Source organism: Nonomuraea sp. NPDC050153 (assembly GCF_044460125.1).
Taxonomy (GTDB): domain Bacteria; phylum Actinomycetota; class Actinomycetes; order Streptosporangiales; family Streptosporangiaceae; genus Nonomuraea.
In genome coordinates this window covers 15900-32485 of the sequence record NZ_JBITJQ010000020.1, presented here as the reverse complement: position 1 = coordinate 32485, position 16586 = coordinate 15900, and the positions used below count along the sequence as shown (strand labels likewise).

The following is a 16586-nucleotide window of genomic DNA, read 5'->3' as shown; positions in this document are numbered from 1 at the left end:
GAGTTCGAGCGTCTTCAGGTCGGGGGAAGGCCCGCACGCGCTTGGGCGAGGACCGCGGCTGGAGCATCGCCCGCATGCGAGCGCCGTGGGCCGCCGGGTCAGGGGGGAAGCGGATCTGCCGGCGGTCCCGCGGTGATCAGGCCGGCCCCGGTCCACCTCCTCGGTGGGCCGGGCCGGGATCTACCGGGGGGCCTGTGCCGTTGGCTGTGGCGATCGGCTTGTCGATCTGGAGATCAGCCTGGTGTGCTGTTCGCGCTCGCTGGCGAGTCGTGGAGCCCACACAGGTTCTCCACCCGGAGCGGATTTGGGCTCCTCGCGGTAGAAGATGTCGATGTCGACCTCTTCACCACCCATGATCGCTGTGTCCCACGCGTTGCTGATGACCAGGATGCGCAAGGTCTCAGCCGACAGCCGGCCGAGGTGGGCACGCAGGGCGGCGTCGTCGGGCAGGCCGGAGACGCGCTGTGACAGACGGCCCCGGAAGATCCCGAGCCGGTCCATCAGCGTGTCGATGTCCGCCGCGGCCTGCGCGTCGGAACTCGGAGCGGCCTGCGCGTCGGCGCAGCCCTTGGCGATGTTGTCCTTGATGGCACGGGTGACGCCGTCCTCGTCGGCCGTGATCATCGCCTGCCAGGCACGGCTCTTGTGCCGGTACTGGAGCATCGCCATGGCCGCCTCGTGGCGGATGAAGTCCGCGTCGCGGAAGGCCCGCCCGCGCCAGGCCTGGCTGAGCGACCGGGCCAGAGAGATGGCCGAGGCCAGCCCGCTGTTGAGCCCGCGACCCGGCCAGAAGTGGATGGCGTTGGCGGCGTCGCCGAGCAGGAAGCCGTAGGTGCCCGGCGTGGCGGACGTCGGGGCGTGCAGGCGCGCGGTGAAGCGCGGCCGCTGCACCATGTCGAGCCGGAAGGCGGTGACGGCGCTGAGATTGTGCTCTGCCACGCCGAACATCGCCAGCCCTTCCTGCACCCGCCGCCACAGGGCGGACCCTTTGATCAGGGCCGGCAGGAACAAGGTGCCGTGGGTGGAGCAGTGGAAGTCGCCGTCGTCGGTACGGCCCATCATGCACGGGTTGGCGGCGACACACTCCTCGAACACGCGACGGACGGGATCGATGCCGATGACCTCCTCGGCCTCCTCGTCGGTGAGTCGCATATTGAGGAAACCCTCGCCGCCCAGGGCGTTGAGCAGGTAGCGGTTCTGGGCCACGGTCAGCAGGACCGACATGGCGTCAGGCAGGTCGGACTTGACGCGTAAGCCCAGCACGACATCCTGCAGGTGCCGGCCGTTCAGGGAGTAGATCGAGCTGTCGGCGGTGCCGAACTTGCCGGTGAAATGCTCCCGCGTGCGCGAACGGCCACCCTCGCAGATGGCGAGCACATGATCCTGCTTCGCGCTGTCGCCATGCTCGCCGGGATCGAAGCGGGTGGGGACGAGCCGGATGCGGTCGACCTTCTCGCCGGCCATCTCCAGCAGCGTGTCCTCGATGTAGGCGATGCGGAGGTTGCGCGGGGCGTGTCCTCGGATGGAGTCGGGGCCGGGCGGCCACATCTCGGAGTACGCCCCGGGCTTGAACAGCCGAGCCTGCACCGGGCCGGGGAGGTTCATGTACTGGCGGCTCTGAACCGTGACGACCTGCTGGCGCCGTACATTGCCCTGATCTTGCCCCTTCCACACGACCTGAGAACCGTTCTGGATCCAGCGGCCGTCATAGACGGTGACGGCGACCCGTGCGCCCATGAGGTGCTCCAGGAGGAGCGCGAAGCTCAGCCCGACGGGCCCGCCGCCGGAAACGGTCACCCGGAGTACCGGCCCCGGATCGACCGGCGGGGCGGGTCCGCTCGCCTGCGGCAGCGGGGGTGCGCCGTAGATCGTCGCGTCGTCGTCGGAGGGCAGGAAGCGGAACTGCTCGTCGCCGATCGTGATCAGGTCGCCCGGTTGGAGCACGTGTGAGGTGACGCGCTTGCCGTTGACCAGCGTTCCGTTGCGGCTTCCCAGGTCGTGCAGGATGTAACGCCCTGCCTCGTAGCGTATCTCGGCGTGGCGGCGCGATGCTCGTTCGCTGGAGAGCACCACGCTGCAGTCTTGCCTGCGGCCGAAGGTGGTCGGCGTGTCACCGAGCGGGAAGCGGCGGTCGGTGAGGGGGCCGTCGTGTCCGACGATGGCAGGGGGCATGATGCCTTCCTTATCGTGACAAGAGATCTAGCCATCGATGAGTTCAAGTCCATCATGTGCGACCGAAAGCAGCCGCGTAAGTGAGAAATACGCACATCGGCCCGGCAGGCTCGTCAGGTGGCGGTCCGGCGCCTGGGCGCGGCGGCGCATCATGCCCAGGGCCGGAAAGCGTTTTTCACACGCGGAATTCCGCGCTGAAGCCGAGAACCGTGGTGGCCTTGGCCAGGTTCAGGGGGACCGTGCGGCCGGGCAGGGGGTGGCGGATCTCGGTCGTGGGATGGAAACGGCGCAGCAGATCCTCGGTGGGGTGGGAGACGAGGGTTTCCCGGGCCGCCACGGTGATGACGTGGAAGCCGCCCGGGGCGAGTGCGAGCAGGCACGCCCGGGCCGCGTCGCGGGTTTCGAGGTAGGCCCACAGGCCCGCCGCGTGCAGGCCGGGATCCTGCTCGCATCTTGCCGCGAAGTCGCGCAGGCGCTCGTCGAAGCCGCCGACGTACGGCAGGCGCAGGGCGACCACCGACATGCCGTAACGCCGGGACATCATCCGGGCGGTCAGCTCGTCGACCTGCTTGGACAGGGCGTAGGGATCTTCCGGCAGGGACGGCTGCTCCTCGTCCACCGGCACGTACGGCGGGTGGAGGGTGCGCGCGGCGAACGGCAGCCCTGAGATCGCCGTGCTGCTGACCGTGCACACGTGCGCGATCCCGGCCCGGCCCGCCTGTTCGAGCACGGTGTAGGTGGCCTGCGTGTTGGTGGCGAAGACCTCCTCGGCCGGATGCCGTTCAGGCGTGGGGATCGCCGCGAGATGGACCACCGCGTCCGCTCCCGCGAGGGCCGTCCGTACGGCGTGCGCGTCCGTCGCGGTCCCCTCCACGACCAGCTCGGCCCGCAGGTCCCCGGGATCTTCCAGCACCAGGGCGTTGGCCGCGATGCCCTGCCGGCCGAGCAGGTCCAGGACGGCCCGGCCGATCCGGCCGGCCGCCCCGGTGACCAGGACACGTGTCATGCGTCTACTCATACAGCCGAAGCGCCACGACGTGGGCGTACGGCGTCCCGTTGGTGGACTCGACCACGATCCGCAGCGCGTCGGTGGTGACCGGCTCCAGGTCGTGGACGTTGCGCCGCCGCCGGTTGTCGCGCACCTCGGAGACCGTCCGCCAGCCGTCATCCTGGCGCACCTCCAGCCGGTAGTCGCGGACCAGCGTCGGCATGACCTCGAAGGGCGTGCGGTGGTGGTGCAGGTTGATCAGGTCCTCGTTCACGTCGTCGTCGGCCAGCACGTCGACGCGGCCGATCGTCACCGGCGACGGCCAGGACAGCTCAAGGGTGGCGGGGAGCTTGCCCGACACCCACATGTGGGGTCCCTCGTAGGGACGCTGGAAGCCGTCGAGCGCCTTGGCCGGCGAGAACGCCTCCGTCGGCGTGGTCCGGAGGCAGAACGTACGGCGCAGCAGGCCCGCGTCGGACCACTCCCGCAGCAGCTGGGGCGCCTCGTCCTGCGGGCGCAGCGGAACCCGGGTCAGGCACAGCACGCCGGGGGTGGGCCGGTCGGCGACGTGGAGAGCGACGTCCGGGTTCGCGCGGATCAGCAGGAACGCGTTCTGCGCCCGGTCAGGCTGGAAGGACAGATCCACGCGGACCCACTGATTCTTGCCCGCCTCCACCGGAACGGCATACGAGGCGATCAGTTCCCGCGGCACGTAGTTCTGGCCCAGCACCGGATCGCAGAGATCCACGACCAGTTCGGTCCCGTCGGCCGCGTCGAGCATGAGCTCCACCGCGTCCAGAGCCGGGTCGACGGGCAGGATCACCCCCGCGTCCGCGTCCAGCGGCCAGCGCTCGGCGGAGGTCTCCACCGCCAACCGGGACAACGTGCTCGACGCGCAGGCGGTTGCCGTCCGAGCGAGATCCGCCGGATCCTCGTACGGCAGGCCGATCATCGAGGCGTCCTCCCGCAACAGGGTCGTCCGCAGGTCGCGCACGCCGAGCTCCCGGGGCGAGAGGCCGGCGGCCACGCAGAGCGCGGCCGCCGTGCCGGCCGCCTGGCCGATCGTGGCACAGGTGGCCATCACCCTGGTCGAGCCGAACGCCACGTGCGACGCCGAGATGTTCCGCCCGGCCATGAGCAGGTTGGGCACGTTCTGCGAATAGATGGACCGGTAGGGGATGTGATAGATCCCGTCGGCGTAGCGCTGTTTCGCGCCGTCCTCTTTCGCGTACATGCCCTGCGGCGGGTGGAGGTCGATCGACCACCCGCCGAAGGCGATCCTGTCCTCGAACGGCGCCTGGCCCAGCACGTCGTGCTGGGTGAGCACGTAGTCGCCGAGGAGGCGGCGGTACTCCCGCTTGCCGGGCAGCGCACCCACCCACTCCAGGGTCATCGTCTCGGCGTCGAACCTCCCGGAGTTCTTGATGTGGTCCCAGATGCCGTAGATGACCGACCACAGCTCGTCGCGGATGCGGTCGTTGTCGTGCACGGTGTCCAGCTCGCCGCCGAACTCGATCCACCAGTAGGCGCAGCCGTTGTCGCCCGCCCTGATGATGCGCCGCTCGGGGATCGACGTCCCGGTGATGTCCTTGGCGAAGCTCGGCGGGACATAACGGACCGGCTCGCCCGCGTCCTTGGTGTAGAAGAGCAGCGTGCTGCCGAGCGTGATGTCGTCGGGCGTCTCGGGCGCCCACGGCTCGCCGTACTCCGCGCGACCCTCGCGGCCTATCCGGTAGCGCGCACCGGCCAGGTGGCCGACCAGCCCGTCCCCGGTGCAGTCCAGGAATATCGGCGACTCGAAGGTGATCAGTCGTTCCGAGCCCATCATCCAGCCGGTCACGGAGCTGATCTGCCCGTCCGAGCACGACACCTCCCGTACGTCGGTGTTGAGGAAGAGCGCGATGTTCGGCTCCTGACGCACGAGGTCGAGGACGGTCGTGTCCCAGAAGTACGGATTCCCCTGCGGGTTGCGGTACTGGTTCTCCAGGAAGAGCTCGCCCATGATGCCGCCCTCGCGGGCGTTGTGGTTCTTGCCGTGCCCCGTCGCGCCCACCACCCAGACGCGCACCTCGCTGCTGGAGTTGCCGCCGAGCACGGGCCTGTTGGTGATCAGGGCGACCGTACGGCCCAGCCGGGCCGCGGCGACGGCGGCGTTGACACCGGCCAGGCCGCCGCCGACCACGGTCACATCGTGGGAAAGGGTTTCCGATCTCATAGCTCCAGCCCGTAGTAGAGACGCGGGGCGCCGTCCAGCGTGACCTTCACGCGGCGGCCGCGGGCGGTGATGGTGCGTTCCTGCCCGATGCAGTCGATCTCCCGGACCGCCGGCCCGGAGGTCTTCAGCGACACGGACGTCTTGGTGGGCCAGTGGTCCACCCAGGCCTCGGGGTGCGGATACCACTGGTCCGCACCGTGGTCCCGGTTGAGGATGTAGCCGTCCTTCCGGCTCCACAGGATCGCCAGCCTGCCCCGCGGCGTGTCGAACAGCAGGCCCTTCAGGTCGGGGTCGGCGAAGGTGTGCCAGCGTTCGAAGGTCGCGCCCTCCAGGTGGCGCGTGGCCGTCGCGAACGCCAGCAGCACGGGCTTGGCGCTGGTGTCGCGATTCAGCAGCCCGAAGTGGTATTCGGGGTTCTTCGGATCGGCCTCCTGCGGGTGGTGGATGGTGCTGTCGTGGGGCTGGTACCAGTTGACGCCGTCGACGCCTTCCGACAGGCACAGCGCGAGCTGGAGCAGCGTGTTCTCGGCGGCCTGGCGGTGGGTGTCGTTCCACCAGTGGTTGGGCCGGGTGCAGGCGTAGGCCTCGGTCAGCCAGAGCTCCTTGTCGCCGCCGTACTCGTCGAGGGTCTGCCTGGCCTTGCGCAGCGCGCCGAGGAAGTTCCAGTAGGAGCCGTTCGAGCCCTGCTCCCACTCCTCCGGCGGAGGGGCGTAGTCGGCGGTGAAGTTGCCCCGGCCCGGGTGGAAGGCGAACACGTCGATCAGGTCCCAGCCTCCGGCCGCGTGGAAGTTGGCCGTCCAGCGGTGGTCCATGCCGCCGAGCCCGCAGTTCATCAGCTTGATGCCGGAGTCCTTGAGCCGGTCGTGGATCGGCTTCAGGCCGTCGCGCACGTATTCGGCCGCCTTCTGCCCCGACATCCACGGCTGGTTCAGCTCGTTGGCCACCTCGAAGTAGGCCGCCCCGGATTGACGCGCGATCCGCGCGCGGTCGTCCGCCCACGCCGCGATCTGCTCCGCCGTGCCGTTGAAGATCACCCCGCCGAGCTGCACGTTGTGCCCGATGCCCAGCGTGTCCAGCTCGGCCGGCGAGATGCCCGGCGCGCCGTCGTAGGCGATGCGCACCCACTTGACGCCGATCTTCTGCATCAGCCGGCCGACCTGCTCCTTGTCGGGGACGAGCAGCCAGGTGTAGTTCGCGATGCCGAACGTGCCGTCGCTCTGGTAGTCGTACGGCCGCAACGTGGCCAGGTTCGTCCGCGCGAACGCCTCTTCCTGCCCTGAGGTGGCCTTGACCTCGATGAACACGATGCCCTGCGGGCAGCCTCGCACGGCGAACGTCTCCAGCCACGCCTCGCCGGGCCCGAGGGTCTTGCCGAGCCGGCCCGTGCCGAGCACGGTGCCGTTGAAGTCGCGGGCCCACCAGGTCAGGGTGACCGGCTTGGCGGCCGCGCCGCCGTTGACCACCTGGGCGTTGACCGACATGGTCGCGCCGGGATCGTAGAGGCCGAAGGGCTGGTCGTTCCACACGTCCACGCCCAGCGGCGTGCCGGCCGCCACGGCGTTGGCCACGCCCGGCCGCATGTCGCCGACGACCAGGTCCACCTGCGTCGCGCCGTCCCCGCCCGCCGGCGCGTGGATCCAGCCGGCGTTGGTGAACGACGGATTGGAGGAGGCCAGCCGGAAGTAGGCGCTCGTGTCGGCCCACGTCTCCCGGTACAGCGAGCCGGCGTTGATCTCGTACGGCACGCCGCCGCGGGCGTCCTTCGTCCAGACCGTGGCGGGCACGTACTTCTCCGGCGCCGTGTTGCCGATCAGGGTGCGGGAGAACATGTAGCCGGTGGGAGTCAGCGTGGCGCTGCCGCTCGCCTCCCACCTCAGGCTCGCCCGGTGGGCGGCCACGGTGAACGTCCCGCGTACGGTCACCGCCGAGGCGCTCGCCGACATCCGGTAGGCGACCTGGAGTGCGGGCTTGCCGTCCACCGTGGTCAGGCTCGGCGTGCCGCCGAACGTGCGCTGCTGCCCGAGCACAGTGTCCTTGATCATGAAATGCGCGATCCTGAGGCGATCGGCTCCCGAACCGTCGCGGACCACGATCGAGCCGTCGGCCTCGGCGACGAGCGTGATGCCGTCGGCCGAGATCGAAAGGCCGTCCGCCTGGGCGGGGGTGGCGGTGAGCGCGGAAGCGGTGCCCGCGAGCGCGGCGGCCTGGATGAGGGTACGGCGGGAGACTTCAGGCATAGGGGGTTCTGCCTTTCGTGATTAGCCTTTGACGCCGGTGAAACCGAGTCCGGCGACGACGTACTTCTGGAAGACCAGGAACAGCAGGACCGGCGGGGCCAGCGCCATCGCCATGCTGGCGATGAGGACGTCCTGAGGCGCCTGGTCGGCCAGCGTGGCCAGCGCCACGCTGATCGGCTGCTTGTCCGGGTCGGTGATGGCCACGAGGGGCCAGATGAAGTCCTTCCAGCTGTGCATGATCGCGATCAGGCTGATGACGGCCAGGATCGGGCGGCTCATCGGCAGCACGATCCTGGTCAGGAGCTGCCAGGAGTTGGCGCCGTCGACCCTGGCGGCGGCGAAGAGCTCCGGCGGCAGCGCGTCGAAGAACCGCTTGGCCAGCAGGACGTTGAAGGCGCTGGCCCCCGCGGGCAGCCAGATCGACCAGTAGGAGTCGACGAGGCCCAGGTCGATGATGGTCAGGAAGAGGCTGGCCATCGACACCGTGTAGGGCACGAACATCGTGGCCAGGATCGCGCCGTAGATCAGCTTGCCGAGCGCGGGTTTCAGCACCGACAGGGAGTAGCCGGCGGTGATCGCGACGAGGAGCTGGACGGCCCAGGATCCGCCGACGACCTGCACCGTGTTGAGCAGGTAGTGGCCGATGCCCAGATCGTTCCAGGCGGTGCCGAAGTTCTCCGGCCGGGGGTCGCCGGGCCAGAGCTCGAGCGGCTTGGCGATCAGGTCGGTGGCCGGGGAGACCGCGCCCTTGACGGTCATGTACAGCGGGCCGATGCCCATCACCAGGAGCAGGGCCAGGGTGAGCCACTGGATCGTGCGCACGGCCGCCCTGACCGCCGGGCGGCGCTCCTCGACGTGGGAGATCAGGCTCATGAGGAGCTCCAGCTGCGGGTGGCCCGCAGGTAGATCATGGACATCAGGCCGAGGAAGATCGCCAGGAGGAAGGCGAGCGCGGCGGCCTGGCCGTAGGCGCCGTCGCGGAAGGCGTACCTGAAGATCAGCAGGAGGATCGTGAGGGTGCTGTTCTCCGGGCCGCCGTCGGTGAAGACGTAGGGCTCGGTGAACACCTGGGTGGTGCTGACCAACTGGAGGAGCAGCAGCAGGCCGATGGTGGGGCGGAGCTGGGGCAGGGTGATGTGCCACAGCCTGCGCCCGATCGACGCGCCGTCCATCTGCGCCGCCTCGTAGAGCTCCGAGGGGATGGTGACGATGGCGGCGAGGTAGATGAGGACCGTGCTGCCCATCCACGCCCAGGTCGACTGGATGACCAGGCTGAGCATCGCGGTCCTGGGCGACTCCAGCCACGGGAAGGGACCCATGCCCACCAGGCCCAGCAGTCCGTTGAACAGGCCGTGCCCCGGATCGTAGAACCACTTCCACAGCAGGATCGCCACCACCGGCGGGACCACCACCGGCAGGTAGACCAGGAACCGGTAGACCCCCGCGCCCTTCCGCACCGTCGACATGACGGTGGCCAGGATCAGCGGCGCGGGAAACCCGATGAGCAGTCCGAGCCCGACGAACAGCAGGGTGTTGGCGGTCGCGGTGTAGAGCAGCGGGTCCCGGACGAGCGCGGTGAAGTTGTCCAGCCCCACCCACGTGGCCGGGTCGACCAGGTTCGTCTCCTGGAAGGAGATGAGCAACCCCCGGATCATCGGCCAGTAGGAGAAGACGCCGAAGGCGACGAAGGCCGGGACGAGGAAGAGGAACGCCATGACGGAGTTCCCCCGCCTGCCGGTGCGCGGGGCGACCGTCACCGCCGGTTCGCGGCGGGCGAGGCGCGGGGCGAGCGTCACTGCCGGCTCGCGGCGAGCTTGGCGTTCACGTCGGTTTCGGCCTTGGTGAGCAGGGCGGTGACGTCGGCGTCCCGGTCGGTCAGTACGGCCTGCACCACGCTGTCGAGCACGGCGTAGACGGCCTGGGCCTGCGCCGGCGGTTCGGCGCGGAGCTGGAGCTTGGGGGTGCCCTCGATCCACGGCCGGAAGTGCTCGAGCTTGACGTTGACGTAGGGCTTGACGGCTTCGTCGATCTGGGCCTGCCGGGCCTCGTCGAACATCGGCAGCGTCGGCACGCCCACGGCGGCGTTCGGGTCGGCCGCCAGCGCCTTGGCCCGTTCGGCGGCGGAGCCGGTGTCGTACTGGGGCTGGGCGTAGGCGAACAGCAGCCACTTCGCGGCCGCGGCCGTCTTCTCGGCGGAGGTCGACTTGGGCACCATGTAGACGTCGCCGCCGGTCAGCGTGGCGTTCCCGCCTGCCTGGGGAAGCGGCCCGACGCCGAACGCGTCGGTGTTCCGCATGCCGTAGGTCATCTTGGCCAGCCGGTAGGTGCCGGGCGTGCCCATGTACATCCCGACCTCGCCGGCAGCGAACCGCTTGATCACGTCGTTCTGGTCGTTGAGCTGGTTGGCTCCCATGGAGTCGTCGGTCCAGCGCATCTCCTTGAGCAGGGTCAGCGCCTGCCGGGCCGGTTCGGCGTTGAACGCCGCCACCCACCCGCCGCCGTCCTGCTTCTCGATCTCTCCGCCGAAGGCGTAGGTCAGCTTCGTGAGCTGCCAGCCGCCCTGGTTGTTCTTGGACTCGTGCACGAATCCGGCCTTGCCGGTCTTGCCGGCGATCTGCTTGGCCTGGGCCCGGACCTCGTCCCAGGTCGTCGGCGGCTTGTCGGGATCGAGGCCCGCCTTCTCGAACAGCTCGCGGTTGTAGACGAGCCCCATCGCGAAGGGCGACTGGGGCACGCCGTACACCTCGCCGGCGGAGTCGCTCAGCGGTCGCAGCACCTGCGGATTGAACTCCTTGTAGTGCGCCCACTTGGCCAGCTCCGCGGTCAGCGGCTTGACCTGCTTGCGGGCGATGAGCCCCTGCGGCTCGGTGAGCGGCACCTTGATCACGTCTTCGACCTTGCCGCCGGCCAGCTTGGCGGAGAACGTCAGCGGGTCATAGGCGGCCGAGGAGCCTTCGACGGCGATGCCGGGATTCTGCTTCTCGAAGTCGGCGACCATCTTCTCGAACGAGGCCAGGCCCGGCTTGTCGGTCGCCGGGGGCATGCCCTGGACCCTGAGGGTGATGGTGCCGGACTCCTGCCCGGGCTCGGAGGACGATCCGCACGCGGCGACGGCCGTGGCCAGGGCGGCGACACCGAGGCAGGCGGTGATCTTCTTCATCTGAACTCCCGCGTTCAGGTCATAGCATGAAAAATGGTGCTAAAGACGGCATGACGGATAGCGGTACGGCGTGCCGTACCGAAGGGCCGGATCTTCGGTCAGCGGCGCACGGGCCCGGTCGAGGATCTGGGGATGAGCCGGGAGCCGATCTCCACGACGCGCCCGCCGCCCCGCCCGCCGATGGCGTCGAGCAGGAGGTCGGCGGCCTGGGTGGCGAGATCGTCGGCCGAGATGCGGATGGTGGTCAGCGACGGGGTGGAGGTCTCGGCGAGCAGCGTGTCGTCTATGCCGATCACGCTGACGTCGCCTGGCACGGTGATGCCGAGCTTGGCGAGCTGGTGCAGGACGCCGAGCGCGACCAGGTCGTTGTGGGCGAGCACCGCGGTGGCGCCGGAGGAGGCGACCAGGGTGGCGGCGTGCACGCCGGTCTCGAAGCGCGGCTCGTAGGGACCGAGCTCGACGAGGGACAGGTCGTGCGCCTCGAACGCCTCTCTTATCGACTTTCCTCGGCTGAGCTCGGGCCGGGAACCGTTGACGAAGACGCACCCGGTGTGGCCGTAGGCCTTCAGGTGCTCGGCCGCCTGGGAGATGCCGGCGGTCAGGGAGATGTGGATCTCGGGAATGCCGGGCACGTGCCGGTTCACGAGGACCACCGGCATGGTCTCGGCCAGCGTGGCGAGCCTGTCCTCGGAAAGGGTGGAGGCCCAGAGGATCATGCCGTCGACCCGCTTGGAGACCGCGGTGATGGTCTCCAGCTCGTCGGACTCCCGCTCGTCGGTGTCGGCGGCCAGCACGGTGTAGCCGAGCCTGCGGGCACGGGCCTGCATCGCCTTGAAGATCGGCGGGAAGAACGGGTTGGCGATGTCCGGGATGATCAGCCCGAGCGACTCGGTCTTCCCGCCGCGCAGCGAGCGGGCCGCCGGGTTCGGCGCGTAGCCCAGCTTCGCGGCCTCGTCCCGGATGCGCTGCAGGGTCTGCGGCTGCACCTGATCGGGGGCGGTGAACGCGCGGGAGACGGTCGAGACCGACACCCCTACCGCCTGTGCCACCTGCCGGATCGTCACTGCCACGCTGCCCTCCTGGTCATCGATAGGGAGGATCGTTGCAAACGTTCCCGGAAGCGTCAAGAGGGTTTCTTCACGGTCACCAACACGTTAAATCCCCTCTGGCTCCCGTCTGCAAGATGATGCATGATGGAGTTCTTGAGAATCCCGGTAACGTTCTCATTGGAGATCATCTGTGAAGATCACTGGTTGGGAAGTGCTGACCCTGCCCGAGCACGGCGACAGCATGATGCTGGTCGTCGTCGACACCGACGAGGGCGTGCACGGCATCGGCGAAGTGGGCATCCGTTCGCGGCAGAAGGCGGTCGCCGGGGCGATCGAGCATCTTGGCGAGCTGCTGCTGGGCGAGGATCCCGCCAGGATCGAGCACCTGTGGCAGGTGATGTTCCGCCGGGGCTTCTTCCCCGCGGACCGGATCCTGTCGTCCGCGATCGCCGCCATCGACGTGGCGTTGTGGGACATCCGCGGCAAGACGCTCGGGGTGCCGGTCTACGACCTCTTCGGGGGACGGGTGCGCGACCACGTCCCCGCCTATGCGCACCTGGGCGACGACTACCACGACCTCGATGCGTTCCTGGACCGGGCCCGGGCGCTCGTCGGGGACGGCTGGCGGCACCTGCGCTTCGCCGTGCCCCATGACGCGGACGGCACCCTGGACCAGCGGGCTTCGATGCGCTGGGGCATCGAACTGTTCCACGCCGTACGGCAGGCCGTGGGCGACGACGTGGAGCTGATCCTCGACGTGCACACCCGGCTCGACCTGCCCGAGGCCGTGACGTTGTGCCGCGAGATCGAGGCGGCCAGGCCGTACTTCGTGGAGGACCCGCTGCGCTGCGAGGGCCTGGAGGTGTATCGATCGTTGAGATCCCGCACGGCGGTGCCCCTGGCGGCGGGCGAGCAGTTCGGGTCGAAATGGGAGTTCCAGCGGCTCATCGAGCAGGACCTCATCGACTACGCCAGAGTGGACGTCGCCGTGGCGGCCGGGCTCACCGAGGCCAGGAAGATCGCCGCCATGTCCGAGGCGCACTACGTCAAACTGGCCACCCACAACCCGCTCGGCCCGGTGACGGCGGCCTCGTCGCTGCACCTGAACCTGGCCTCGCCGTACGTCGGCGTGCAGGAACACCAAGCCCTGCCCGAGCTGCCGGACGTGTTCACCGCCCGCCCGGTGGTCCGGGGAGGTCGCTTCGAGGTTCCCGACCTTCCGGGCCTCGGCGTCGACATCGACCGGGCCGAGGCCCGGAAATATCAGGCCGTCGCCGACGAACGCCCCCACCTGCGCACTCGCGACGGCGCCTTCACCAACTGGTGAGCCGGCCGCGCGGCCTGGCTGTCCGAAGCTGCGCTGGGACACCCGCGTCAACCGATGGCCTTCACTACTCGAAGCGGACGGCGTCGTGCCTGGTAGCGCTGTCGATCAGGGGCAGCGTCAGCGTCGTCATGGCCAGGGCCGCCAGCACGCCGCCGCCGAGGAGCGCGGCGAAATCCCAGCCGGGCGCCGCGTACGGCTGCGCCGCGATGATCGAGATCGCAAAAGGAGGCACCGATGCCAGCCCGGCCGCCAGGAGCACCATGAACACCAGGGGCACGGCCGTCTCCAGCAGCGCGATGCGGCGCAGCTCGCCGAGGCCGAGCCCGGCGGCGCGCAGCAGCGCGAAGGGCCGGCGCCGTTCGGCCAGCCCCCCGATGAGAGAGATCGTCAAGCTGCAGCCCGCCACCAGGAGGACGAAGAGCATGGCGATGCGCATTCCGGTGCCTATATCGGAGAAGACGTGGAATTCGATGGTCTGGCGGAAGACGTCACGGCTGGTGCTGACGATCGCCCGCGGCAGCAGGGCTGATGCCTGCGTGCGGACGCGTTCCTCGGCGGCGACGCTGCCGTCGGTCTGCACGTACAGGGCGTGCACCGGCAGACCGGCGGCGTCTGACCCGGGTTCGACCACCGCCCCGCCCGAGGCCCACATGCCCATGGCGGCGGTGCTGGGCATCTGGAGTTCCGTGCCCGATCCCAGCGCCAGCGGGCAGCTCACGCGGACGACCCGGGCCAGCTCGGCACAGGTCACGGCAATGCCGCCGCCGGGTACGGCACGTGTCACGACCACCCCGCTGGACATCAGCGGTGCCAGCACGGTGGCGGGCCGGCCGCCCGCGTAGATCTCCACCACGCCGGGGCGGAGCCGTAGATCGGACGACGCGCCAGGCGTGGCCCCAGCCGAACCGATACCGAAGAAGCTGGCCATCAATGTGGTGACGAACACGGCCAGGGCAACACCGCCGACCGACCGGTAGGCCGCCCGCGGATCGCCCGCGATGCGCCGAGCCGCAATGAGGGTGGTGGCACGCCGGCAGTACCGGACCATGGCCCGGCCGACGACCAGACACGCCCACGGCCCGATCGTGACGGCACCTGCCAGGGTGCACAGCAGCAGGACGTTGATGACCCAGTCGTTGGCGGCCATGAGGTCGGGCCGGATGCGCAGCACGACGGTGTCGACGACGAACCCGGCGACGCCCACCGCCAACGGCAGCGCCCGCCAGGCCGTAGGCGGCTTCCGCGGTACGCGGCTGCCGACTCTCAGCGGGGTGATCTGCACCCGGCGCAGCGAGAGGAGCGTGGTGAGCGTCGCCAGCACCGGCACCCCGGCAAGCACGACGATCAGCTGGTCGAGCGGCACGACGAGGTCGGCGGGGAAGAAGCGACCTCCCTGATAGCCCCCGTATTCCACGATGTTCGCCAGGATCGGCCGCACCGCCAGATAGCCCAGCGAACCGGCGATGGTGCCGGCCACCGCGCTCAGCCCGGTCTCCGCGGCTGCCATCGCCGCGGTCTGCAGCCTGGTCGCCCCGACCATGCGCATCGCGGCGAGGCGTTGCTCATGGCGGGCCCCGGCGAGCCTGGCGACCATGATCATGAAGATGAGGATCGGGACAAGCATGAGGATCGTCGCCATCATGAGGCCGGCTTTGAGGAACTCGATGAGGTCGAGAGACTGTGTCTCTATCCCGTGCACGACCTGGGCTCCGCCAAGCCGGCGCAGTTCCTCGGGCGTATGGCCGACAACCGCCACGAGGTGGTCCGGATGGCGGAGCCCGGCATCACCGATGGTCATGGTGACCCGGCCGGGGATCCGGTCGTCGAGTTGATCGTCCGGCGTGGCCGCGAGAAGGTCACGCAGCGCGGGTGAGACGGCGACCTCGCCCGCCGATGGCAGCCGATCCAGTCCTGGCGGGACAGGGGGACGCGGCCCGAGCGCCGCCACGTGGACGCGGTGCAGCGGCCGGTCCGCGTAATGATCGCTGACCGCGAGCCACAGCGCCGGATCGGGCGCCGTGGCCTCGGTCGAGGCCTCCGTGTCCTGCCACGCCGACCTTTCCAGCCGCCCCTGGAGCGCGGACTGGCCGGCCAGACCGAACAGGAGCAGCATGACTCCGGCAGCGACGCCGACGGCCGTCAGCACCAGCCCGGGCAGGCTCCTTCGCCGGCCGACGAACGTCATCCTCAACCCGAGCAGCACACTCATCACACGACCTCCCAGCTCCTTGCGGGGTGGACGACCCGTCCGTCTCGCACGGTGATCGTCCGATCGGCGTAGGCGGCGACCCGAGGTTCGTGGGTCACCATGAGCACGCAGGTGCCCTGGGCCCGGACCTCGTCCATCAGCACCTCCATGACCTGGTCGGCCGCCACGGAGTCCAGCGCCCCGGTCGGCTCGTCGGCGAACAGCACCCGGGGGCCCGCGATCAGCGCCCGGGCGATGGCCACCCGCTGTGCCTGCCCTCCCGACAGGTCGGCGGGCAGCCGGTCGTGGAGCCCGTCCAGCCCGAGCCGCGGCAGCCAATCCCGGGCGGCGGAGAGCGCGGCCCGGCGGCGGTCTCCGGCCAGCAGCAGCGGCAGCGCGATGTTCTCCGCCACCGGAAGCTCGGACACCAGCTGCCCGAACTGGAAGACGAAACCGAAGATCGTCCGCCGCAATCGGGTACGCCGGTGGTCACCCAGAAGGTCGACCCGCATGCCGTCGAGGGTCACCTCGCCGGCGTCGGGGGTGAGAATGCCCGCCAGGCACTGCAGTAGCGTCGACTTTCCGGATCCGCTGGGGCCCATGACCGCCAGCACCTCTCCGGCACTCACCGAGAGGCTGGCGCCGCGCAACGCGTGGGTGAGGCCGAAACTCTTGTGCAGGTCGCGGCAGGCCAGCACGTCCATCATTACCGCACCTCCGCTGCGAGCGAGGCCAGCCGGCCGGCCGCGTGGTCGATCCAGCGCAGGTCGGCCTCGATGTGAAAGAGCTCGTAGTCGGCGAGCAGCGCGCCGTGCGTCTCCGTCATCTCGCGCCGCAGCTGGGTCAGCTGACGCATCCTGGCCATGTGGCGCTCCCGCTGAGCGTCGAGGAACTCCTCGGCCGGGCGACCGGAGATCAGCGCCAGCACGACCTTGGTGAACAGCACATTCTGGAGCTGGGGCTGTGGATCCTCCGGCTCGGCCAGCCAACGGTCCAAATCGGCCACTCCCTCCGGGGTGATCGCATACCGCTTGCGGTCCGGCCCGGCGCCCGGCTCCACACCGACGATCTCGGCCAGCCCATCGCGCACCAACTGGGCGAGGACCCGGTAGATCTGGCCGAACCGGATCGGCTTGGCATCGCCGAATCGGCGGTCGTAGGACTGCTTCAGGTCATAGCCGTGGCGAGCGTTCTCCTCGATCAGTCCCAGCAGCGTGTATGGAATGGACATGCTGGTCACTATACCTTGC

General features: G+C 69.6%; 12 protein-coding genes. 1 reads left to right on the top strand and 11 read right to left on the bottom strand.

The window, feature by feature from the left end; all coding sequences use genetic code 11:
- Positions 1-180: 180 nt before the first annotated feature.
- The 8 genes from ACIBQ1_RS37415 to ACIBQ1_RS37380 all read right to left on the bottom strand — a co-directional run bounded on the left by ACIBQ1_RS37415 (position 181) and on the right by ACIBQ1_RS37380 (position 11842).
- Positions 181-2172, bottom strand: a complete 1992-nt coding sequence (locus ACIBQ1_RS37415) for an FHA domain-containing protein (protein WP_397284281.1) — start codon at positions 2170-2172, stop codon at positions 181-183.
- Positions 2173-2347: 175 nt separating this feature from the next.
- The gene (locus tag ACIBQ1_RS37410) at positions 2348-3178 is read right to left on the bottom strand and encodes an NAD-dependent epimerase/dehydratase family protein (RefSeq protein ID WP_397284278.1); all 831 of its coding nucleotides are present in this window, start codon (positions 3176-3178) and stop codon (positions 2348-2350) included.
- A gap of 4 nt (positions 3179-3182) precedes the next feature.
- Positions 3183-5375: an FAD-dependent oxidoreductase gene (locus ACIBQ1_RS37405; RefSeq protein ID WP_397284276.1), complete on the bottom strand. Its 2193-nt coding sequence runs from the start codon at positions 5373-5375 to the stop codon at positions 3183-3185.
- Entirely contained in the window at positions 5372-7612 is a 2241-nt protein-coding gene (locus ACIBQ1_RS37400; protein ID WP_397284274.1) for a hypothetical protein, read from the bottom strand. The genes ACIBQ1_RS37405 and ACIBQ1_RS37400 overlap by 4 nt, the downstream gene beginning before the upstream one ends.
- A 21-nt stretch (positions 7613-7633) precedes the next feature.
- Positions 7634-8485 (bottom strand): carbohydrate ABC transporter permease, encoded by an 852-nt coding sequence (locus ACIBQ1_RS37395; RefSeq protein WP_397284272.1) that lies wholly within the window; start codon positions 8483-8485, stop codon positions 7634-7636.
- A complete protein-coding gene (locus ACIBQ1_RS37390) occupies positions 8482-9408 on the bottom strand; it encodes a carbohydrate ABC transporter permease (protein WP_397284270.1) in 927 nt (308 codons plus the stop codon). The genes ACIBQ1_RS37395 and ACIBQ1_RS37390 overlap by 4 nt, the downstream gene beginning before the upstream one ends.
- A complete protein-coding gene (locus tag ACIBQ1_RS37385; RefSeq protein ID WP_397284268.1) occupies positions 9405-10772 on the bottom strand; it encodes an ABC transporter substrate-binding protein in 1368 nt (455 codons plus the stop codon). Before ACIBQ1_RS37385 ends, ACIBQ1_RS37390 begins: the two co-directional genes overlap by 4 nt.
- A 98-nt stretch (positions 10773-10870) precedes the next feature.
- Entirely contained in the window at positions 10871-11842 is a 972-nt protein-coding gene (locus ACIBQ1_RS37380) for a LacI family DNA-binding transcriptional regulator (protein ID WP_397284266.1), read from the bottom strand.
- A gap of 169 nt (positions 11843-12011) precedes the next feature.
- Here ACIBQ1_RS37380 and ACIBQ1_RS37375 point away from each other — a divergent pair, with 169 nt between their 5' ends.
- Positions 12012-13148, top strand: a complete 1137-nt coding sequence (locus tag ACIBQ1_RS37375; protein WP_397284264.1) for a mandelate racemase/muconate lactonizing enzyme family protein — start codon at positions 12012-12014, stop codon at positions 13146-13148.
- A gap of 64 nt (positions 13149-13212) precedes the next feature.
- Here ACIBQ1_RS37375 and ACIBQ1_RS37370 read toward each other — a convergent pair whose 3' ends face one another.
- The 3 genes from ACIBQ1_RS37370 to ACIBQ1_RS37360 are packed head-to-tail and all read right to left on the bottom strand — an operon-like array spanning position 13213 to position 16567.
- Complete coding sequence (locus ACIBQ1_RS37370; RefSeq protein WP_397284262.1) at positions 13213-15357, bottom strand: FtsX-like permease family protein; 2145 nt, start codon at positions 15355-15357, stop codon at positions 13213-13215.
- On the bottom strand, positions 15357-16043 hold the full coding sequence (locus ACIBQ1_RS37365) for an ABC transporter ATP-binding protein (protein WP_397284260.1): 687 nt from the start codon (positions 16041-16043) through the stop codon (positions 15357-15359). Before ACIBQ1_RS37365 ends, ACIBQ1_RS37370 begins: the two co-directional genes overlap by 1 nt.
- Positions 16043-16567, bottom strand: a complete 525-nt coding sequence (locus tag ACIBQ1_RS37360) for a PadR family transcriptional regulator (RefSeq protein ID WP_397284258.1) — start codon at positions 16565-16567, stop codon at positions 16043-16045. Before ACIBQ1_RS37360 ends, ACIBQ1_RS37365 begins: the two co-directional genes overlap by 1 nt.
- Positions 16568-16586 lie beyond the last annotated feature (19 nt).

Excerpts from the sequence above, each read along its gene's own strand:
- ACIBQ1_RS37405 (WP_397284276.1), bottom strand. The coding sequence starts at position 5,375 with ATGAGATCGGAAACCCTTTCCCACGATGTGACCGTGGTCGGCGGCGGC.
- ACIBQ1_RS37395 (WP_397284272.1), bottom strand. The coding sequence starts at position 8,485 with ATGAGCCTGATCTCCCACGTCGAGGAGCGCCGCCCGGCGGTCAGGGCG.
- ACIBQ1_RS37415 (WP_397284281.1), bottom strand. The coding sequence starts at position 2,172 with ATGCCCCCTGCCATCGTCGGACACGACGGCCCCCTCACCGACCGCCGC.
- ACIBQ1_RS37400 (WP_397284274.1), bottom strand. The coding sequence starts at position 7,612 with ATGCCTGAAGTCTCCCGCCGTACCCTCATCCAGGCCGCCGCGCTCGCG.
- ACIBQ1_RS37365 (WP_397284260.1), bottom strand. The coding sequence starts at position 16,043 with ATGATGGACGTGCTGGCCTGCCGCGACCTGCACAAGAGTTTCGGCCTC.
- ACIBQ1_RS37410 (WP_397284278.1), bottom strand. The coding sequence starts at position 3,178 with ATGACACGTGTCCTGGTCACCGGGGCGGCCGGCCGGATCGGCCGGGCC.
- ACIBQ1_RS37385 (WP_397284268.1), bottom strand. The coding sequence starts at position 10,772 with ATGAAGAAGATCACCGCCTGCCTCGGTGTCGCCGCCCTGGCCACGGCC.
- ACIBQ1_RS37360 (WP_397284258.1), bottom strand. The coding sequence starts at position 16,567 with ATGTCCATTCCATACACGCTGCTGGGACTGATCGAGGAGAACGCTCGC.
- ACIBQ1_RS37370 (WP_397284262.1), bottom strand. The coding sequence starts at position 15,357 with ATGAGTGTGCTGCTCGGGTTGAGGATGACGTTCGTCGGCCGGCGAAGG.